This window comes from Pseudomonas sp. S3_C06, from assembly GCF_054667675.1.
In genome coordinates, this window is record NZ_CP162747.1 from 2,741,069 (window position 1) to 2,761,960 (window position 20,892).

19 protein-coding genes and 1 other RNA gene are annotated in these 20,892 nt (G+C 61.1%); 4 read left to right on the plus strand and 16 right to left on the minus strand.

Translation table 11 applies throughout. The features are described from left to right. Window positions 1–15: 15 nt before the first annotated feature. From ftsA to rsmI, 16 genes are all read right to left on the minus strand, one after another. The gene (ftsA, locus tag AB4N44_RS11970) at window positions 16–1,275 is read right to left on the minus strand and encodes a cell division protein FtsA (protein ID WP_007916987.1); all 1,260 of its coding nucleotides are present in this window, start codon (window positions 1,273–1,275) and stop codon (window positions 16–18) included. A 15-nt stretch (window positions 1,276–1,290) separates the two neighbouring features. After that, window positions 1,291–2,157, minus strand: a complete 867-nt coding sequence (locus AB4N44_RS11975; protein WP_127929706.1) for a cell division protein FtsQ/DivIB — start codon at window positions 2,155–2,157, stop codon at window positions 1,291–1,293. A 4-nt stretch (window positions 2,158–2,161) separates the two neighbouring features. Continuing rightward, window positions 2,162–3,121, minus strand: coding sequence for a D-alanine--D-alanine ligase (locus AB4N44_RS11980; RefSeq protein WP_127929707.1), 960 nt, complete (start codon window positions 3,119–3,121; stop codon window positions 2,162–2,164). Further along, window positions 3,118–4,578, minus strand: a complete 1,461-nt coding sequence (gene murC / locus AB4N44_RS11985) for a UDP-N-acetylmuramate--L-alanine ligase (RefSeq protein WP_127929708.1) — start codon at window positions 4,576–4,578, stop codon at window positions 3,118–3,120. Before murC ends, AB4N44_RS11980 begins: the two co-directional genes overlap by 4 nt. Next, a complete protein-coding gene (gene murG, locus AB4N44_RS11990) occupies window positions 4,571–5,641 on the minus strand; it encodes an undecaprenyldiphospho-muramoylpentapeptide beta-N-acetylglucosaminyltransferase (RefSeq protein ID WP_064392864.1) in 1,071 nt (356 codons plus the stop codon). The genes murC and murG overlap by 8 nt, the downstream gene beginning before the upstream one ends. Continuing rightward, entirely contained in the window at window positions 5,631–6,848 is a 1,218-nt protein-coding gene (ftsW, locus tag AB4N44_RS11995) for a putative lipid II flippase FtsW (protein ID WP_016987575.1), read from the minus strand. Before ftsW ends, murG begins: the two co-directional genes overlap by 11 nt. Next, on the minus strand, window positions 6,845–8,191 hold the full coding sequence (gene murD / locus AB4N44_RS12000; RefSeq protein WP_460108823.1) for a UDP-N-acetylmuramoyl-L-alanine--D-glutamate ligase: 1,347 nt from the start codon (window positions 8,189–8,191) through the stop codon (window positions 6,845–6,847). Before murD ends, ftsW begins: the two co-directional genes overlap by 4 nt. A 5-nt stretch (window positions 8,192–8,196) precedes the next feature. After that, complete coding sequence (gene mraY, locus AB4N44_RS12005) at window positions 8,197–9,279, minus strand: phospho-N-acetylmuramoyl-pentapeptide-transferase (RefSeq protein WP_007917000.1); 1,083 nt, start codon at window positions 9,277–9,279, stop codon at window positions 8,197–8,199. Beyond that, window positions 9,279–10,646 carry a UDP-N-acetylmuramoyl-tripeptide--D-alanyl-D-alanine ligase gene (locus tag AB4N44_RS12010; protein ID WP_160041770.1) on the minus strand — a complete coding sequence of 456 codons (1,368 nt, stop codon included), beginning with the start codon at window positions 10,644–10,646 and terminating at the stop codon, window positions 9,279–9,281. Before AB4N44_RS12010 ends, mraY begins: the two co-directional genes overlap by 1 nt. After that, on the minus strand, window positions 10,639–12,102 hold the full coding sequence (locus AB4N44_RS12015; protein ID WP_460108821.1) for a UDP-N-acetylmuramoyl-L-alanyl-D-glutamate--2,6-diaminopimelate ligase: 1,464 nt from the start codon (window positions 12,100–12,102) through the stop codon (window positions 10,639–10,641). The genes AB4N44_RS12010 and AB4N44_RS12015 overlap by 8 nt, the downstream gene beginning before the upstream one ends. Then, entirely contained in the window at window positions 12,102–13,841 is a 1,740-nt protein-coding gene (locus AB4N44_RS12020) for a peptidoglycan D,D-transpeptidase FtsI family protein (protein WP_174245137.1), read from the minus strand. The genes AB4N44_RS12015 and AB4N44_RS12020 overlap by 1 nt, the downstream gene beginning before the upstream one ends. Beyond that, entirely contained in the window at window positions 13,841–14,134 is a 294-nt protein-coding gene (ftsL, locus tag AB4N44_RS12025; RefSeq protein ID WP_095123194.1) for a cell division protein FtsL, read from the minus strand. Before ftsL ends, AB4N44_RS12020 begins: the two co-directional genes overlap by 1 nt. Further along, entirely contained in the window at window positions 14,131–15,078 is a 948-nt protein-coding gene (gene rsmH, locus AB4N44_RS12030) for a 16S rRNA (cytosine(1402)-N(4))-methyltransferase RsmH (RefSeq protein ID WP_008082779.1), read from the minus strand. Before rsmH ends, ftsL begins: the two co-directional genes overlap by 4 nt. Next, window positions 15,075–15,530, minus strand: coding sequence for a division/cell wall cluster transcriptional repressor MraZ (gene mraZ, locus AB4N44_RS12035; protein WP_007917012.1), 456 nt, complete (start codon window positions 15,528–15,530; stop codon window positions 15,075–15,077). Before mraZ ends, rsmH begins: the two co-directional genes overlap by 4 nt. Window positions 15,531–15,933: 403 nt before the next feature. Continuing rightward, window positions 15,934–16,285, minus strand: an RNA gene (gene rnpB / locus AB4N44_RS12040) — RNase P RNA component class A. 73 nt (window positions 16,286–16,358) lie between these two features. Further along, window positions 16,359–17,264, minus strand: coding sequence for a 16S rRNA (cytidine(1402)-2'-O)-methyltransferase (rsmI, locus tag AB4N44_RS12045; RefSeq protein WP_460108820.1), 906 nt, complete (start codon window positions 17,262–17,264; stop codon window positions 16,359–16,361). Between the two features lie 177 nt (window positions 17,265–17,441). On the opposite strand from rsmI, the gene AB4N44_RS12050 reads away from it, so the two are divergent. The 4 genes from AB4N44_RS12050 (at window position 17,442) to AB4N44_RS12065 (ending at window position 20,888) form a co-directional block, all read left to right on the plus strand. Next, window positions 17,442–19,253: a penicillin-binding protein activator gene (locus AB4N44_RS12050; RefSeq protein ID WP_127929714.1), complete on the plus strand. Its 1,812-nt coding sequence runs from the start codon at window positions 17,442–17,444 to the stop codon at window positions 19,251–19,253. Next, window positions 19,253–19,615 carry a YraN family protein gene (locus AB4N44_RS12055; protein WP_127929715.1) on the plus strand — a complete coding sequence of 121 codons (363 nt, stop codon included), beginning with the start codon at window positions 19,253–19,255 and terminating at the stop codon, window positions 19,613–19,615. Before AB4N44_RS12050 ends, AB4N44_RS12055 begins: the two co-directional genes overlap by 1 nt. Window positions 19,616–19,719: 104 nt before the next feature. Continuing rightward, the gene (locus AB4N44_RS12060; protein WP_007917022.1) at window positions 19,720–20,313 is read left to right on the plus strand and encodes a phosphoheptose isomerase; all 594 of its coding nucleotides are present in this window, start codon (window positions 19,720–19,722) and stop codon (window positions 20,311–20,313) included. Continuing rightward, entirely contained in the window at window positions 20,310–20,888 is a 579-nt protein-coding gene (locus tag AB4N44_RS12065) for a BON domain-containing protein (protein ID WP_007917023.1), read from the plus strand. The genes AB4N44_RS12060 and AB4N44_RS12065 overlap by 4 nt, the downstream gene beginning before the upstream one ends. Window positions 20,889–20,892: the final 4 nt, after the last annotated feature.

The window sequence follows — 20,892 nt, forward strand, 5'->3', positions numbered from 1 at the left end:
CGCTTCGAACTGCTCTTAAAAGTTGCCTTGAACCCACTTCTTCAATCGGTCCAGCAACGGCGCCTGTGGCTCTTCGTTGCTGTAACTGTCGCGGCTGCCGATGCCGGAGAACGAAACCCCGTCGGACTGCTTTTGCAGGCCGTACATCAACAAGCCAACGCCAGTGGAATAAATCGGGTTGCGCACCACGTCATCCAGGCCTTTCACACCGTGCGGCACACCGAGGCGTACCGGCATGTGGAAGATTTCTTCGGCCAGTTCAGTGGCGCCTTCCATCTTCGACGTACCGCCGGTCAGGACGATGCCGGCCGGGATCAGGTCTTCGTAGCCGCTGCGACGCAGCTCGGCCTGGATCAGCGTGAACAGTTCGTCGTAACGCGGCTCGACCACTTCGGCCAGGGCCTGACGCGACAGTTCGCGTGGTGGACGATCGCCAACGCTCGGCACCTTGATGGTTTCACCGGCGCCGGCCAGTTTGGCCAGGGCGCAGGCGTAACGGATCTTGATTTCTTCGGCGTACTGGGTCGGGGTGCGCAACGCCATGGCGATGTCATTGGTCACCTGATCACCGGCAATCGGGATCACCGCGGTGTGGCGGATCGCGCCTTCAGTGAAGATCGCGATGTCGGTGGTGCCGCCGCCGATGTCGACCAGGCACACGCCCAGTTCTTTCTCGTCGTCGGTCAGCACCGAGTACGCGGACGCCAGCTGCTCGAGAATGATGTCGTCGATTTCCAGACCGCAGCGACGCACGCATTTTTCAATGTTCTGTGCAGCGTTGACGGCGCAGGTGACAACGTGAACCTTGGCTTCCAGACGCACGCCGGACATGCCCAGAGGCTCGCGCACGCCTTCCTGGTTATCGATCACGTAATCCTGCGGCAGGGTGTGCAGCACGCGCTGGTCAGCCGGGATCGCCACGGCCTGGGCGGCATCGAGCACGCGCTCAAGGTCGGCCGAGCTGACTTCACGATCACGGATCGCGACGATGCCGTGGGAGTTCAGGCTGCGGATGTGATTGCCCGCCACGCCGACGAACGCCGAGTGAATGCGGCAGCCCGCCATCAGTTGGGCTTCTTCGATCGCGCGCTGGATCGATTGCACGGTGGACTCGATGTTGACCACCACGCCCTTCTTCAGGCCACGGGACGGATGGGTACCGATCCCGACGATTTCCAGCGAGCCGTCGTCGGAAACCTCGCCGACCAGCGCCACCACCTTGGAGGTGCCGATATCGAGACCGACGATCATTTTGCCGCTTTGCACGTTTGCCATGGGTCCTGCCTCTTCTTAATTCTTTGCGACAGCGGGTTGGGCTGTCGTCGGCGCTACAGGTTCCCGCCAGCCAACAGCGAGGCCGTTGGCGTAGCGCAGATCGATGCGCGCAATGTTCGTAATCTGGTCTTTAAGCGTCTTGTCATAGATGGCGATAAAACGGCGCATCTTTTCCACCAGGTTGCCGCGTCCCAGCAGCAACTCGATGCCGGGGCCAGAACTGCCGGCACCGGTGGTCAGGAACCAGCTTCCGCGTTCACGCAGTTCCAGGCGTGCGATCGAGAAGCCCAACGGCCGCAGCATCTGGCTCAGCACCTGATACTGCTGCATCACTTGCTGCTGGGCCCGCTGTGGGCCGAACAGCTGTGGCAGGTGTTCGTAGTTCGCCAGTTCCTTGGGCGTAAATGCCTGGCCCTGGTTGTTCAGTAACGACTCGTCGCCCCAACGCGCCACCGGCAGTTGTTCTTCGAGGCGGATCACCACTTGGTCCGGCCATACCCGACGTACTTCGGCATGGGCAATCCACGGCATTTGTTCAAGCTCGGTGCGCATGCCGGCCAGGTCGATGGTGAAGAAGCTCGACGCCACAAACGGGGCGATCCGCTGCTGCACCGCTTGCTGGCTGATGTAGCTCAGGTCGCCCTGCACGGCGATCTTGGTGATCGGCCGGTCGGCGTACGGCAGCAGACGCGTTGCACCTTCGTAAGTACCGAAGCCCAGCGCGACCAGCAGCACCGGCCAGAACAGACTTTTCAGAAAACCAAAATTGGCTTTCGGCAGGCGTGCGGACATCGGCTCTTTCGCCACCATGCGGCTGGCACCCCGCGGCACCGGCTTGCGGCCGGGTGCGGGAGGCTGATGTCGGAGCTGAGCGCCTTGCATCGTCTTAACCTCGAGCGTCTTCAACACTGGCGGCCAGAATGGCCAGAACCAGTTGCTGGAAATCCAGACCGGCCGCACGCGCGGCCATCGGCACCAGACTGTGATCGGTCATGCCCGGAGCGGTATTCACTTCCAGAAACCAGAACTGCCCGTCAGCGTCCTGCATCACGTCCGCCCTGCCCCAACCGGCAATACCCAGCGCCTCACAGGCCTTGGCCGTGAGATCCATGAGTTGCTGTTCCTTGGCGGCATCCAGCCCGCACGGAATGCGGTACTGGGTATCGTTGGCGATGTACTTGGCGTCGTAGTCGTAGAACGTGTGCGGTGTACCCAGGGCGATAGGAGGCAACACCTGGTCACGCAGGGTGGCGATGGTGAACTCCGGACCTTGAATCCATTGCTCAACCAAGACTTGCGAATCGTAGGTACTGGCCGCTTTCCATGCGTCGATCAACTCGGACGCAGAACTCACTTTGGCCATCCCGATACTTGAACCTTCATGCGCCGGTTTGACGATCAAAGGGAAGCCCAGTTCCGTCGCCGCCGAAATACAATCGGCTTCGCTGCACAGCACGGCGTGACGCGGCGTCGGAATCCCGAGGCTGTGCCAGACCTGCTTGGTGCGCAGTTTGTCCATCGCCAGGGCCGAAGCCAGAATGCCACTGCCGGTGTACGGAATGCCCGCTACTTCGAGCAGGCCCTGCATGGAGCCGTCTTCACCGCCACGACCGTGGAGAATGATGAACGCGCGGTCGATCTTTTCGCTGAGCAGACGTTGCAGAATGTCCTCGCCAACGTCGATGCCGAACGCGTCCACGCCAGCGCTTTGCAGCGCCTCGAGCACGGCGTTACCGGATTTCAGCGAAACCTCACGCTCGGCACTCAGGCCGCCGAAGAGCACGGCGACGCGGCCGAAGTCTTTCGGCGCGATCGTGGAAAACAGCTTGGCGTAGGCAGCAGTCATTTCAACTTCCCCTCGACCGGCGCCGCCACGGCGCCAGCGAACAATTCACTTTTCAACAGCTTCGGCGCGAGACCGCCGATATCACCAGCGCCCTGACACAACAGGATGTCGCCGGCACGCAGCAGCGGCTTGACCAGCGGCGCCAGATCGACGCCACGCTCGATGTAGATCGGGTCGAGCTGACCGCGCTGGCGGATGCTGTTGCACAGCTTGCGGCTGTCGGCACCGGGGATCGGCTCTTCGCCGGCCGGATAGACTTCCATCAACAGCAGCACGTTGGCGTCGGCCAGGACATTGACGAAATCGTCGTACAGATCGCGGGTGCGGCTGTAACGGTGCGGCTGATACACCATCACCAGACGGCGCTCCGGCCAGCCACCGCGTACGGCTTTGATCACCGCGGCGACTTCGGTCGGGTGGTGACCGTAGTCATCGACCAGCATCACGTTGCCGCCGTCCACCGGCAGTTCGCCGTAGACCTGGAAGCGTCGACCGACGCCCTGGAAACCCGACAGGCCCTGGACGATGGCTTCATCGCTGACGCCTTCGTCGGTGGCGATGCAGATGGTCGCCAGCGAGTTGAGTACGTTGTGGTTGCCCGGCATGTTCACGGACACGTCCAGCGGCTCGCGGTCAGGACGCAGCACGGTGAAGAAGGTCTGCATGCCTTGCTGACGAACATTGATCGCGCGCACGTCAGCGTCTTCGCTGAAGCCGTAGGTCACGGTCGGACGCTTCACCAGCGGGAGGATTTCGCGCACTACAGGATCGTCCAGGCACATCACTGCCAAACCGTAGAACGGCAGGTTGTGCAGGAACTCGACGAAGGTTTTCTTCAGTTTGTTGAAGTCACCGTCGTAGGTCGCCATGTGGTCGGCGTCGATGTTGGTGACCACGGCCACCAGCGGTTGCAGGTGCAGGAAGCTCGCATCGCTTTCATCGGCTTCGGCGATCAGGTAACGGCTGGTGCCGAGCTGGGCATTGGTGCCCGCGGCATTCAGACGACCACCAATCACGAAGGTCGGGTCCAGACCACCCGCCGCGAACACCGAAGCGATCAGGCTGGTGGTGGTGGTTTTGCCGTGCGTGCCGGCGACGGCGATGCCGTGGCGATAACGCATCAGTTCAGCGAGCATCTCGGCACGCGGCACCACCGGAATACGACGCTCAAGGGCAGTCGCGACTTCCGGGTTGGAGGTGTTCACAGCGCTCGACACCACCAGCACATCGGCAGTCGCGGCGTTCTCGGCACGGTGGCCGATATAGATCTGTGCGCCGAACGATTCCAGACGCTCGGTGACCGGCGAAGCTTTCAGGTCGGAACCGGAGACTTCATAACCCAGGTTCAACAACACTTCGGCAATGCCGCACATGCCCACGCCGCCGATGCCGACGAAGTGGATGCGACGGATGCGGCGCATTTCCGGTTGCGGCATGGCTTTCTGATTCTCAACCATGGGCCACCTCCAGACAGGTATCGACCACGCTACGGGTGGCATCGGGTTTCGCCAGACGGCGGGCCGCTTGGGCCATATCTTCGAGTCGTTGCGGTTGCATCAAGACCTCTGTCAGGCGCGCGGCAAGGTCCGCGGCACCAGTCGTTCTTTGCGGCATCAGGAAGGCAGCGCCTTCACGGGCCAAATAATCGGCGTTGCGGGTCTGGTGATCGTCGATCGCGTGGGGCAAAGGCACCAGCATCGAGGGCAGACCGGCGGCAGCCAGCTCACTGATGGTCAACGCGCCTGCGCGGCACACCACCAGGTCAGCCCAGCCATAGGCCTGGGCCATGTCTTTGATGAACGGCTGCACCTGCGCATCGACGCCGGCGGCGCGGTAGCGCTCTGCAGTCACTTCATCGTGGTTTTTGCCGGCCTGATGGAACACTTCCGGGCGCAAATCGGCAGCGACTTGGGCCAGGGCTTCAGGCAGCAACTTGTTCAACGGTTCTGCGCCCAGGCTTCCGCCGAGGATCAGCAAACGCGCTTTGCGACCGGCCAGAGCAGGTCGCGATGTGTCGAGGAACAGCTCGCTGCGCACCGGGTTTCCGGTGGTACGGCGGGTGTCCGACAGAGTAAAGGTGTCGGGGAACGCTTCACACACCCGGGCGGCGAACGGCACCAGCAACCGATTGGCGGTGCCGGCCACGGCGTTCTGCTCGTGAACGATCACCGGCACGCCAGCCAGTTTCGCGGCAAGGCCACCGGGACCAGTCACATAACCACCGAAGCCGACCACACACACTGGCTTCAAGCGACGAATGATCGCCCGCGCCTGCCATACCGATTTCAGCAGCATGAACGGCGCCTTGAGCAGCGACAGCTTGCCCTTGCCGCGCAGGCCGGTGGCGTTGATGCGGTGCAGTTCAAGACCTGCCGCGGGCACCAGTTCGTTTTCGATTCCGCGTGGCGTGCCGAGCCAGTGCACGGTGTAGCCGCGCGCCTGAAACTCGCGGGCACAAGCCAGCGCCGGGAACACGTGGCCGCCGGTGCCGCCGGCCATGATCAATACGTTAGCGCCCATGATTCGGCTCCTCGGCGAAGTCGCTCTCATGGAATTCCATCTCTTCACTGCCCAGGTGGGTTCGACTCTCCCACTCAATCCTCAATAACAAACCGAGGCAGGCACAGCAGATCACCAACGAGCTGCCGCCATAACTGAGGAACGGTAAGGTCAGACCTTTGGTTGGCAGCAGGCCGACGTTCACCCCGATGTTGATCAGGAACTGACCAATCCACAGGAACGACAGGCCGTAGGCCACATAAGCGGCAAAGAACTGCTTGGCTTTCTCGGCCCACAAGCCGATGTACATGCCACGAATACACACGAACACGAACAGCGCCACGGTGCACAGCGAACCCACCGCGCCGAGTTCTTCAGCCAATACCGAGAACACGAAGTCGGTGTGCGCTTCCGGCAGGTAGAACTGCTTCTGCACGCTGTTGCCCAGACCGACGCCGAGCCATTCACCGCGACCGAAGGCGATCAACGCTTGCGACAACTGATAGCCGGCGCCGAACTGGTCAGCCCACGGGTCGGCGAAGTTGGTCAGACGCGCCATACGATACGGCTGCATTTGAATCAGCAAGACCACGGCCCCGACCGCCAATACCACCATCAGCGAGAAGCGGAACAGCCCGACCCCGCCAAGAAATAGCATGGCCGCCGCAGCGCCCATCATCACGACGGTGGCACCGAAGTCCGGCTCCATCAGCAGCAGGCCCGCCATCGGCAGCAGCACGATGAACGGCTTGAAGAAGCCCATCCAGCTCTCGCGCACTTCCTTTTGACGGCGCACCAGATAACCCGCGAGGTAGATCACCACGAACACTTTGGCGATCTCGGACGGCTGCACGTTGAAGAAGCTGAAACCGATCCAGCGCATCGAACCGTTCACTTCGCGCCCGATGCCGGGGATGATCACCATCACCAGCAAGCCGAACGCACCGATCAGCATCAGCCACCCGAGACGCTGCCAGGTGGCGATCGGAATCATCATGGTGACGATGCACGCGCCCAATCCGAGCACCACATAAATAAGGTGGCGAATCATGTAATACAGCGGACTGCCCGACTGCGCGGCCGCGACTTCCGTGGAAGCCGAGGCGATCATGATCAAACCGAGACCGAGCAGCGCCAGGCAACCGGCGAGCATCGGAAAATCGAGATCGATGCCGCGCCCGGTGATGATCGGCGACGGATACGGCTTGATGATATTGAACAGACTCATGCCAGTTCCTCCACAGCGCGGACGAACTGGTGACCACGGTCTTCATAGTTCTTGAACATGTCGAAACTGGCGCAGGCCGGCGACAGCAGCACCACATCACCCGGCTGGGCGGCGGCGCGGCATTGCGCAACGGCGTCGACCAGCGAGGTCGCGCGAATCAGCGGCACGGCATCACCGATGGCCTCCCCGATCTTGTCGGAGTCACGGCCCATCAGGATCACCGCGCGGCAGTTGGCCGCCACCGGATCACGTAGATCGTTGAATTCGGCGCCCTTGCCATCGCCACCGGCGATCAGGATGACCTTGCCGTCGATGTCCGCGCCCAAGCCTTCGATGGCGGCCAGAGCGGCGCCGACGTTGGTGGCTTTCGAATCGTTGTAATACGCCACGCCGTCGAGATCACGTACCCATTGGCAGCGATGTTCGAGGCCGGCAAACGTGCGCAGGGCCGAGAGCATGGCGTCGAACGGCAAGCCCACGGCATGCCCCAGCGCCAATGCCGCGAGGGCGTTGGACTGGTTATGTGCGCCGCGAATCTTCAGCTCACGCACCGGCATCAGGTTCTGGAATTCGAAGGCCAGGTATTTCTCGCCGTCTTCTTCGCGGATACCGAAGGCTTTGAAATCCGGTTTGGTCAGACCGAAGGTCCAGCACGGCTGGCCCTCGCCCATCAACGGACGGGTCAGCGCATCCTGACGGTTGACCACAAACTGCTTCGCGCCACGGAAAATCCGATGCTTGGCCAAGTGGTACGCCGGCAGACCGCTGTAGCGATCCATGTGGTCTTCGCTGATATTCAGCACGGTGGCCACTTCAGCGTTGAGCTGGTCGGTGGTTTCCAGCTGGAAACTCGACAGCTCCATCACGTACAGCTCGACGTCGTCGCTGAGCAGATCCAGCGCCGGGGTGCCAAGGTTGCCGCCGACGGCGACGCGTTTGCCGGCCGCAGCCGCCATCTCGCCAACCAGGGTGGTGACGGTGCTCTTCGCGTTGGAACCGCTGATGGCGACGATCGGCGCCCGCGCGTTACGCGCGAACAGCTCGATGTCGCCGGACAGTTTCACGCCACGGGCCGCGGCGGCTTGCAGGGCCGGGGTCGCCAGCGCCAGGCCGGGGCTCACGTAGAGCTCGTCGGCGCGGCACAGGAATTCGACGTCCAGCTCGCCACAACGCACTTCCACGTGCGGATAGTCACGCTTGAGCGTGGCCAGTTCCGGTGGATTTTCCCGCGTGTCTGCCACGGCAAACGACGTGCCCCGGTTCGCCAGGAAGCGAACCAGGGACATGCCGCTCTTGCCGAGGCCGACAACGATGCGGAAGTGGTCAGAAGCGATCAGAGACACTCGTTCTACCTCAGCTTCAGGGTGGCAAGGCCGATCAGCACGAGAATCACGGTGATGATCCAGAAGCGGACAATCACGCGCGGCTCGGGCCAGCCCTTGAGTTCAAAATGGTGGTGGATCGGTGCCATGCGGAACACACGGCGACCGGTCAGCTTAAAGGACGCAACCTGAATGACGACTGACAGGGTTTCCATCACGAACACGCCGCCCATGATGAACAGGACGATTTCCTGACGGACGATCACGGCGATGGTGCCCAGTGCCGCACCGAGTGCCAGCGCACCGACGTCACCCATGAACACTTGCGCCGGATAGGTGTTGAACCACAGGAAACCGAGACCGGCACCGATCAGCGCGCCGCAGAACACGATCAGCTCACCCGCGCCCGGCACGTAGGGAATCAGCAGGTACTCAGCGAATTTCACGTTACCCGACAGGTAGCAGAAAATGCCGAGGCCGCCGCCAACCATCACGGTCGGCATGATCGCCAGACCGTCGAGGCCATCAGTCAGGTTGACCGCGTTGCTCGAACCGACGATCACAAAGTAAGTCAGCACGATGAAACCGAGGCCCAGCGGAATGCTGTAGTCCTTGAGCATTGGCAGAATCAGCGTGGTTTCCACCGGCGTGGAAGCAGTCATATAAAGGAAGATCGCTGCGCCGAGGCCGAACACCGACTGCCAGAAATACTTCCAGCGACTTGGCAGGCCACGGGAGTTCTTCTCGATGACTTTGCGGTAATCGTCGACCCAGCCAATGGCGCCGAACAGCAAGGTCACCAGCAAAACAGTCCAGACGTAGCGGTTGCTCAGGTCAGCCCAAAGCAAGGTGCTGACGCCGATCGAAGACAGAATCAGTGCGCCGCCCATGGTCGGGGTGCCCGACTTGGACAGGTGCGATTGCGGACCATCGTTACGAACGGACTGGCCGATCTGACGGTTCTGCAGGGTGCGGATCATCCACGGGCCATAGCACAGCGACAAAACCAGCGCGGTCAGCACACCGAGAATCCCGCGCAGGGTCAGGTACTGAAAGACCGCGAAGCCTTTGTAGAACTGTTGCAGATACTCCGCTAGCAGCAGCAGCATTAATGTTTCTCCAGACTGGACCCGCACAGAGCCGCTACGATGTTTTCCATCGCTGCACTGCGCGAACCCTTGATCAAAATGGTGGTGTTTGTGTCCTGCTCGGCGTCGAGGGCCTGAATCAGTTCGGCTTGGCTGCCGAAGTGATGCGCCTGTTCACCGAAAGCGTTTACGGCGTGAACCATGTTTGGCCCGACGGCATAAAGCGCGGAAACCTTGCCCCGGGCGTACTCGCCCACGTCGCGGTGCCCCTGCTCCGCCCAATCGCCCAACTCGCCGATATCTCCGAGCACCAGGACGGTGCGGCCGGAAAAGCCGGCGAGTATATCAACGGCCGCGCACATCGAGGTGGGGTTTGCGTTGTAAGTGTCATCGATCACGCGCATACCGTTTTTCGCCAGTTGCGCGACGGTGCGACCCTTGACCGGTTGCACGGCGCCAAGCCCGGTGGCGATGCCGAACAGCGACACGCCCAAGGCGTGAGCGGCAGCGGCGGCGGCCATGGAATTGGCGACGTTGTGCGTGCCGAGCAGATTCAGTTGAACGCGCTCGACACCTTCAGGTGTGTGCAGATTGAAGGCCGGGCAACCACGAGCATCGGTGCTCAGGTCGCTGGCGTAGAAGTCCGCCTGAGTGTTGCTCAGGGCGAAAGTCAGCACCTTGCGAGCGCCCGCACGGGTCTTCCAGATACCGAAGGCTTTGTCATCGAGGTTGAGTACGGCGACGCCATCCGCCGCCAGGCCGTCGATGATTTCGCCTTTGGCTTCGACGATTTTTTCCGGCCCGCCAAACTCACCGACGTGCGCGGTGCCGGCGTTATTCAAAATCGCCACGTGCGGCTTGGTCAGGCCGACGGTATAAGCGATTTCACCCAGACGCGAGGCGCCCAGTTCGATCACCGCCGAAGTGTGTTCCGGGGCCAGTTCGAGCAGGGTCAGCGGTGCGCCGAGGTCGTTGTTCAGATTGCCACGGGTCGCCAGCACCGGACCGCGCGTGCGCAGGATGCTCGCGAGCATTTCCTTGACCGTGGTCTTGCCGCTGGAGCCAGTGATGGCAGCGACTGGCTGAGTGAACGCGGCACGGTTCAAGGCCCCCAATTGGCCGAGGGCCTGACGGGTGTCTTTGACCAGCAGTTGCGGCAGCGTGCTGTCGGCGACTTCACGCTCGACCAGCGCGGCAACGGCGCCTTTGCCAGCGACATCGTTCAAATAGTCATGACCGTCGAAGCGCGGCCCGGTCAACGCAATAAACAGTTGGCCTGGCTGGATCGCGCGACTGTCGATGCTGACGCCGTCGAAGCTGGCATCGGCGGCGATCAAACGGGCGTCGAGCGCGTTGGTCAGTTCGCTGAGTTTGAGGGCCTTAAGCATGGGCCACCTCCCAAGCGGTCAGGGCGTGATCGGCCTCGACCAGATCAGAGAAGGCATGACGCACGCCGTTGATTTCCTGATAGTCCTCGTGACCTTTACCGGCCAGGACAATCACGTCTTCGGCGGACGCGCCAGCGACCAGTTGCGCAATCGCCTGACCACGGCCGGCGACGAAGGTGACTTTATCCACAGCCGCGAAACCGGCGCGGATGTCATCGAAAATCACTGCGGGGTCTTCAGTACGCGGGTTGTCGTCGGTGACCAGCACTTGATCGGCCAGACGCTCGACCACTTCGGCCATCAATGGACGTTTGCCACGATCACGATCACCGCCGCAGCCGAACAGGCACAGCAGCTGACCTTTGACGTGCGGGCGCAACGCGGTCAGTACTTTTTCCAGCGCGTCCGGGGTGTGGGCGTAATCGACCACTACCAACGGCTGCGTACCACCACCCAGACGCTGCATGCGACCGGCCGGGCCTTCGAGTTTCGGCAGTACTTTGAGAATTTCGTCGAGCGCGTAATCCAGACCGAGCAGCGCGCCGACTGCCGCCAGAACGTTGCTCAGGTTGAAGCGACCGAGCAGTGTGCTGCGCAGATGATGCTCGCCCTGCGGCGTCACCAATGTGGCGCGCACACCGTGGTCGTCAAACTGCGCTTCGCGGCAGAACAGGTACGCACTGCTGTCGAGCAGGCTGTAGGTGATCAGCCGCGACTCACGTTTTTCAGCGGCCAGTTGCCGGCCGAAATCGTCGTCGAGGTTGACCACGCGGCACTTCAGATCATTCCAGGCGAACAGCTTGGCCTTGGCCTCGGCGTACGCCTCCATGCTGCCGTGATAATCCAGATGATCGCGGGACAGGTTGGTCATCACCGCGACATCGAATGCCAAGGCAGTGACGCGGCCCTGATCGAGACCGTGGGACGACACTTCCATGGCCACGGCTTTGGCGCCGGCCTTTTTCAGGTCGCCCAGGGTCGCTTGCACGGCGATCGGATTCGGTGTGGTGTGCAGACCGCTTTGCAGTGCGCCATAGAAGCCGGAACCCAAGGTGCCGACGATGCCGCAATGCTGGCCGAGCAAATCCAGCGCCTGCGCGACCAATTGGGTCACGCTGGTCTTGCCGTTGGTGCCGGTCACGCCGATCAGATTCAGGTGATGACTTGGCTCGCCGTAAAAACGCCCGGCAATGTCCGACAGCTGCGCTGCCAGGCCTTTGACCGGAATCAGCGGCACGTCAGTGATCGGCAGCACGGTGGCGCCTTCGACTTCATAAGCTACAGCCGCCGCGCCACGTTGCAGGGCATCGGCAATGTGCGCACGGCCATCGAATTTGCCGCCAGGCACGGCGAGGAACAGGTCGCCCGCGCGTACGTTGCGGCTGTCCAGCGCCAATTCACGGATCAACAGATCGTGGCCGGCGTGTGGGAATATCTTGTTCAGACTTAATGACATCAGCCGCGCCCTCCATTGGCTTTCAGCGGAACGACCGGGGTAGCGTTGGCTTGTTGCGTCGTCGGCAGGTTGTCCGGCGTTACGTTCATCAGGCGCAGGGTGCCGGACATCACACGGCTGAACACCGGCGCGGAAACCAGACCACCGAAGTAACCGGCCTTGGACGGCTCATCGATCACCACAACAATCGCGTATCGCGGATCGCTCATCGGACCGAAACCGGCGAACAGCGAGCGGTAAGAGTTTTCCGCGTAGCCCTTGGTGCCCACCGAAGTCTTACGCGCGGTACCCGACTTGCCCGCCACGTGATACGCCGGCACCTGCGCACGGAACACGCCGCGCGGCGCTTCGATCACCTGGGTGAGCATGCCTTGCAGGGTTTTCGCCACGGCTTCCGGCAGCACTTGCGTGGTCTGCGGTGGCTTGTCGGTTTTGATCAGGGTCAGCGGTGCGAGACGACCGTTGTTGGCCAGTGCCGAGAACGCGTGGACGAGTTGAATCGCGGTCACGGAAATACCGTAGCCGTAAGAAAGCGTTGCGGTTTCAGCCTTGCGCCAATCGCGGTAGTTCGGCAGGTTGCCGACACGTTCGCCCGGGAAGCCGAGGCCGGTGTCCTGGCCGAGGCCGACTTTCTGCGCGAGGCGGAAAATCGTTTCGCCGCCGATATCGAACGCGACCTTACTCATGCCGACGTTACTGGAATTGATCAGGATGCCGGTCAGGTCGAGCACCGGACCTTCGCTCTTGGAGACGTCCTTGATCGTGTACTTGCCGATCTGCAGGGAGCCCGGATACACCTCGACGGTGTCGCTCGGTTTCCAGCGGCCGGTTTCGATTGCAGCGGCCATCGAGATGGCTTTCATGGTCGAACCCGGTTCGAACACGTCGATCATCGCGCGGTTACGCATCATTGCCGGCTGCAGGTTGCGACGGTTGTTCGGGTTGTAGGTCGGCTGGTTGACCATGGCCAGAATCTCGCCGGTCTTGACGTCCATGATCACCAGACTGCCGGCCTTGGCGCCGTTCTCGATGATCGCGTTACGCAGTTCGCGGTTAGCCAGGTATTGCAGGCGCAGGTCAATGGACAACGCCAAGGGCTTGCCGGCCTTGGCGTTTTTGGTGACCTGGACATCCTTGATCAGCCGACCGCGCCGATCCTTGATGACCTGTCGTTTGCCCGGTACCCCCGCGAGCCATTCGTCATAGGCCAGTTCGACACCTTCACGACCGTGGTCATCGATGTCGGTAAAACCGACCATGTGTGCGGTGACTTCACCGGCCGGGTAGAACCGGCGGAATTCTTCGATGCCATAAACGCCCGGCACTTTCAGATCGAGCACAGCCTGGCCCTGCTCGGGGGTCAGCCCGCGCACCAGATAAATGAATTCTTTGTTGGCCTGGGCTTCGAGGCGTTCGGTCAGGGCTTTCGGATCCTGACCCAGCGCGGCGGCGAGTGCCGGCCACTTCTCTTTCGCCGTTTGCATTTCCTTGGCGTTGGCCCACAGCGTGGTCACCGGGGTACTCACGGCCAACGGCTCGCCGTTACGGTCGGTGATCAGACCACGGTGAGCGGGAATGGGAATGTGACGCAGGCTGCGCGCGTCGCCCTGACCTTTGAGGAAGTCACGGTCAACCACTTGCAAGTCGATGATGCGCCAGCAGATCGCCGCGACCATGATGCCGAGCAGCGCCACCATCAGGCGGAAGCGCCATGGGAACAGTGCACCTTCGAGTTTCATCATGGCGCCACCATCTTCACGTCAGCCGCGCCAGGGATATGCATTTTCAGTTGTTCGGTGGCCAGCACTTCGATACGGCTGTGCGCGGTCCAGGTGCTCTGTTCGAGAATCAGACGACCCCACTCGGCCTGCGCCTTGTCGCGCACGCTGAGTTCGTTATAAAGGGTGTTGAGCAACTGCCGGTTCCAGTGCGCGCTGTACGACACGGCGATGGCCGAGACGAGCACGCCGACAAACAGCAGCAGCATCAGAAAGCTGCCGCCGGGCAATGGCTTGGCGAAAAGCTTGCTCACCGCAGCTTCTCCGCGACGCGCATGACGGCGCTACGGGAACGTGGGTTGGCTTTGAGTTCGGCGTCGGAGGCCGTCTGCGCTTTGCCATGGACTTTGATTTTCGGTTCGAACGCGACATGGCGAACCGGCAGGTTGCGCGGCAGGTTGTCGGCTTCGCCTTTCACCAGCTTGCGCATGAACAGTTTGACGATGCGGTCTTCCAGCGAGTGGAAGCTGATCACGACCAGACGGCCGCCGATTTCCAGTGCGTCCAGCGCGGCTTCGAGGCCGGCTTCCAGATCGCCCAATTCGTTGTTGACGTGAATGCGCAAACCCTGGAACGCACGGGTGGCCGGGTTCTTGCCCTTTTCCCATGCCGGGTTGGCGACTTTCAATACTTCGGCCAGATCGGCAGTGCGCTCGAACGGTTTGATATCGCGGCGCTCGGCGACGGCGCGCGCCATGCGACCGGAGAAACGTTCTTCGCCATATTCCTTGAACACCCGGGCGATTTCCTCAGCCGGCGCGGTGTTGACGAATTCGGCAGCGCTGATGCCACGGGACGGATCCATGCGCATGTCCAGCGGGCCATCGTTGAGGAAACTGAAGCCGCGTTCAGCGTCGTCGAGCTGCGGCGAAGACACGCCGAGGTCGAGCAGAATGCCGCTGACCTTGCCGCTCAGACCTTGCTCGGCAACCACCGAACCGAGCTCGGCAAAGCTGCGCTGCACAACGACAAAGCGGCCGTCTTCGGCCGCTAGCGTTTGCCCGGTGGCAATCGCTTGTGGATCTTTGTCGAATCCGATGAGCCGACCGTCCGTGCCGAGCTGGCTGAGGATCAGCCGGCTGTGTCCGCCGCGCCCGAACGTACCGTCCAGATAGCAGCCATCAGGACGTACGGCGAGAGCCTCGACGGCTTCGTCAAGCAGTACGGTGATGTGGTTAAAGCCGCTATCAATAGTCACAGGATCAAATCACGCAGTTCATCAGGCATCGCGCCCGGTTGTTGAATGGCAGCAAGGTCAGCGGCAGATACCGCGTTCCATGCATCCTCGTCCCACAATTGGAACTTGTTCAGTTGGCCTACCAGCATCGCGCGCTTATCGAGCTTGGCGTATTCGCGCAGACGCGGTGGAACCAGAAAACGACCACTGCCATCGAGTTCGAGGTCGACGGCATTACCAATCAGCAAACGTTGCAAGCGACGGTTCTCTTCGCGAAGCGAAGGAAGCGCGCGCAACTTGGTTTCAATAATTTCCCACTCGTCGAGCGGATAGACACACAGACACGGATCAACGGCATCAATGGTCACGATCAATTGGCCAGAACTGCGCGAATCGAGCTCGTCACGGTACCGGCTCGGCATGGCGAGACGGCCCTTTGCGTCGAGACTGATAGCGTTAGCTCCGCGAAACACGTCTGCGTTTCTCCAATTTTTATCGTTTTGAGCTCAAAAAACCCACTTCATGCCACTTTCCGCCACTTGCGCACACTATAGGAATGCGCCCACCACACCGTCAAGGCGCGGATTAAAGGAAAACCCTTACAGAACGGAGATTTAGGAGCTTAAAAGGAGGAGTAACGACAATCTGGCGGAGAGTTTCGACCCATAACTTGATGCAGCACTGACAGCTGCGCTCGAAAGTTAAAGTAATTTGTTAAGAGTAAGATTTTTTCGGTATTACAAAAGCGCTTCTGCTGTTGATTGAAGCGAGGTGGGAAATGGCTATTACTGGCATTTGCCGCTGCCGAACTTTCAGAGCAGGCCTGCTGATATTACACAGCCCTGTTGCCAATGATTCAAGCAGGGAAAGAAAAAGGTGGAGAGCCGATCTGTAAGCCGGGTTCTGTCTTGAACAGTCATTCGTCTACGATGGCCATCACTGGACATCTTTAGCAACCTACCCGGTCCCAGCGCGGGCCACGCCTTGGGACCCTATTTGGTCTTGCTCCAAGTGGGGTTTACCTAGCCACGAACTGTTGCCAGACGTGCGGTGCGCTCTTACCGCACCTTTTCACCCTTACCGGCGCCGAAGCGCTTAGGCGGTTATTTTCTGTGGCACTTTCCGTAGGCTCACGCCTCCCAGGCATTACCTGGCACTTCGCCCTATGGAGCCCGGACTTTCCTCCCCCCTAATTTTCATAGAGGGCAGCGACTGTCCGATCGACTCTCCGCCGCGAAGGTTAACGGCAGAGCGCCCGAAGAACAAGCGCTAAAAGCCTCAAGACCGCTATGGGCGACGGCTTACACGCCTTTCTGTTTATCCAGCGCGACCTGATACAGGACGTTTTTACGCTCACCGGTGATCTGCGCTGCCAACGCGGCGGCACGCTTGAGCGGCATTTCTTCGAGGAGCAGATCGAGGATGCGCATCGCTTCGCTGCTGACTGCGTCTTCGGACTCCGGCGCAGTCCAGCCTGCCACCAACACGACACATTCGCCGCGCTGCTGATTGCTGTCGGATTCGACGAACGCGCGCAACTCAGCCAGCGGCAGACCTTTTAGCGTCTCAAAGGTTTTGGTGATTTCCCGGGCGAGCAATGCCTGACGCTCAGCGCCGAACACTGCTTCCATATCCTGCAGGCATTCAAGAATGCGGTGCGGTGCTTCATAGAAGATCAGCGTGCGCGACTCTTCTTTAACCGCTTCCAGTCGCGCTTTGCGTCCGACCGATTTGGCCGGCAGAAAACCTTCGAAGATGAAACGGTCAGACGGCAGACCGGCCGCCGACAACGCCGCGATAAGCGCACAGGCGCCGGGCACCGGGACTACATTGATTCCGGCCGCACGGGCCTGACGCACGAGGTGATAACCCGGATCGGAAATCAGTGGCGTACCGGCATCGGAAATCAGCGCGACGTTATCGCCCGCCAGCAGACGGGTAATAAAGCGGCTACCTTCATCTCGTTCATTGTGTTCGTGACAGGCAGCCAGCGGCGTGCCAATCCCGAAGTGCTGCATCAGCCGCGCCGAGTGGCGGGTGTCTTCGGCAGCGATCAATGCCACTTCACGAAGAATCTTCAATGCCCGGGCGCTGATGTCGTCCAGGTTGCCGATGGGCGTCGCCACCACATAAAGCGAGCCAGCAGCGGAATTCAGGGAACCTGGAGCAGTCAAAGCGCACACCTCGTGATCGGTAAAAGCGGCCATTGTAGCGCGTCACGAGGCTTGCGATGCGCTCAAGCCGAGCCCGGTTTTGCACGCCGTTGTGCGCCGCCGCAACATTTACTCCAGCTAAATTGTCCGATTCACGCCAGTAACATCGCGCCCCGGCCAGTGCTTGGGTACAATTCGACGCTAATTTGATCGAGTATCAGGAACACTTACATGATCGCTTGCCTGCGGCTGTTCACTGCCCTCTGCCTCGCTGCCTTGTTGGCGGCTTGCGCCAGCTCCCCTTCCTCCAGCCTTGGCGAACTTCCACGGACCCCGGATGCCAGCATCGAGCAATTGCTCGAACAGGCTAGCCAGGCGAAAACCCCGGAAAAAGCCGCCCTGCTGCGCCTCAGCGCTGCGGACCTGGCTTATCGTCAGGGCAACGCCGGACAGTCCGCGCAAATCCTGCAACAAGTGCCGATGGAGCAACTCAAGCCCGGCCAGCAGATTTTCGCCAGCACCTTGAATGCCGAGCTGGCCATGACCCGCAATCAGCCGAAAGCCGCGCTGACTGCCCTGAGCCATCCAAGCCTGCAACATTTGGGCGAGATGCCTGAAGAGCAGCAAGTGCGCACCGGCACCGTACACGCCCGCGCCCTTGAAGCCGATGGCCAGACTTTGGCTGCCGCCCGCGAGCGCGTGTTTATCGCGCCGATGCTGCAAGGCGAAGCCGCGAGCAAGAACCACGAAGCGATCTGGACCCTGATTGGCTCGCTGCCAACCGATCAACTGCAACCGAACAGCACCGACGATCTCGGCGGCTGGATGGGCCTGGCCATGGCGGTAAAATCCGCTGGCACTCTGGAACAGCAGCAAGCCGCGATCGACACCTGGCGCGCGCAGAATCCAAAGCACCCGGCGGCGATCAACCTGCCGTTGCCACTGACCAAACTCAAGGAACTGGCCAGCCAGCCACTGAGCAAGATCGCCCTGCTGCTGCCACAGGACGGCCAATTGGCAGCGGTCGGTAAAGCACTGCGCGAAGGCTTCATGGCTGCGCACTACCAGGCTCAACAGGCCGGGCAGAAACCGCCAGCTATCGAGTTCTACGACAGTTCCAAGCTGACTTCGATGGACGAGTTCTACCGCAAGGCTCAGGCTGATGGCGTGCAACTGGTCGTCGGTCCGCTGGAAAAACCACTGGTCAAACAGCTGAGCACCCGTCCGCAACTGCCGATCACCACCCTGGCGCTGAACTACAGCGAAGGCGATCAAGGCCCGGCGCAACTGTTCCAGTTCGGTCTGGCTGCTGAAGACGAAGCTCGCGAAGTCTCGCGTCGTGCCCGTGCCGATGGCCTGCACCGCGCCGCCATCATGGTGCCGAAAGGCGAATGGGGCGACCGCGTACTGCGCGCGTTCAGCCAGGACTGGCAGGCTAACGGCGGCAGCATCGTAGCGACCGAACGCGTTGATCAGCCGGTGCAACTGGCTCAGCAGATTGCCGACATGTTCCAGCTGCGTCAGAGCGAAGCCCGCGCCAAGAGCCTGCAGAACGCCGCCGGCACCAACGTAGCCGCGCAGCCTTCGCGCCGTCAGGACATCGAATTCATCTTCCTTGCTGCCACGCCGCAACAGGCACAGCAGATCAAGCCGACCCTGAACTTCCAGTATGCCGGTGACGTTCCGGTTTACGCGACCTCGCACGTTTACAGCGCCAGCGGCGACATCAACCAGTACAACGACATGAACGGCATTCGCTTCTGCGAAACCCCGTGGCTGCTAGACAGCAGCGACCCACTGCGCCAGCAAGTGGTTGCGCAGTGGCCGCAAGCCGCCGGCAGCCTCGGCCGTCTGTACGCCATGGGCGTGGACGCCTATCGTCTGGCACCGCGCCTGGGCCAGCTCAAAGCACTGCCGGACAGCCGTATCGACGGTGAGTCGGGCAGCCTCGGCATGACCCAGACCCAACGCGTTGTGCGTCAGTTGCCTTGGGCGCAGTTCGTCAGCGGTCAGGTGCAGCGCCTGCCGGACACCCCGCGCTGATGCCCGACAGGTCACGCTCGCAAAGCGGCAAGGATGCCGAGCGCCAGGCGCTCGAGCATCTGCAACAACAAGGTCTGCGCCTGCTGGCGCAGAACTGGTTTTGTAAACGCGGCGAGCTTGATCTGGTCATGCTTGATGGCGATACAGTAGTATTCGTTGAAGTTCGCTACAGAAAAAACACTCAATGGGGTGGCGCGCTCGCTAGCATCGATGAGCGCAAGCAGCAGAAACTGATTTTCGCTGCGCAGTATTTTCTTCAGCGCGAGTCGCGTTGGGCCAATTCCCCCTGCCGCTTCGACGTGGTGGCCATCGACAGCCATCCGGATCAGCTGAACTGGTTGCAGAATGCTTTCGACAGTTGATCGTCGGCGTTGCGACCCGGACAATTCCACCGACAAATTTTGCTCTTTGCTTTGCGGGCTGCACATTCATGTGCCGGACAGCCGCGCTACTTAAGGTCACACAGATGGACATGCAATCCCGAATTCGCCAGCTTTTCCAGGCCAGTATCGACACCAAGCAACAGGCGATGGACGTACTTGCACCGCACATCGAGCAAGCCAGCCAGATCATGGTCAACGCCCTGCTCAACGAAGGCAAAATGCTTTCGTGCGGCAATGGCGGCTCGGCCGGCGATGCCCAGCACTTCTCTTCCGAGCTGCTCAACCGCTTCGAGCGCGAGCGCCCGAGCCTGCCGGCGATCGCCCTGACCACCGACACCTCGACGATCACTTCGATCGCCAACGACTACAGCTACAACGAAGTGTTCTCCAAACAGATCCGCGCACTCGGTCAGCCAGGCGATGTCTTGCTGGCGATTTCGACCAGCGGCAACTCGGCGAACATTATTCAAGCGATCCAGGCCGCACATGATCGCGAAATGATTGTCGTAGCTATGACCGGTCGCGATGGCGGCGGCATGGCGTCGCTGCTGCTGCCCGAGGACGTCGAGATTCGCGTACCGGCCAACGTCACCGCACGTATTCAAGAAGTCCACTTGCTGGCGATCCATTGCCTTTGCGATCTGATCGACAGCCAACTGTTCGGGAGTGAAGAATGACCCCTAATCGCCTTGGCCTTCTGGCCTTGACCCTGTGCCTCGGCATCAGCGGCTGCACCTCGGTGGTGAACGCCAGCCGTGAAGCACCGATCGACGACGATCGTGGCACCCGCACCTTCGGCAGCAAGATCGACGACTCGTTGATTGAAACCAAAGTGGGCGTGAACGTAGCCAAAGCCGACCCGGCCCTGGACAACGATTCGCACATCGTCGTCACCAGCTTCAACGGTGTCGTACTGCTGGCCGGCCAGACACCTCGCGCAGACCTGAAAGCCAAAGCCGAACAGGCAGCAGCGGCGGTCCAACGGGTAAAAACCGTTCATAACGAACTGCAAGTCATACCGCCGTCCGGCTTCCTGGCGCGCCAGAACGACACCTGGCTGACGTCCAAGATCAAGACGCAGATGCTCACCGACGCCAGCATCCCTGGCTCGCGCATCAAGGTCGTGACCGAGAACGGTATCGTCTACCTGCTGGGCTTGCTGACCAAACAGGAAGCCACCCAGGCAACCAATCTGGTGCAGGGTGTTTCCGGCGTGCAGAAAATCGTCAAGCTGTTCGAATACATCGACTGACAGC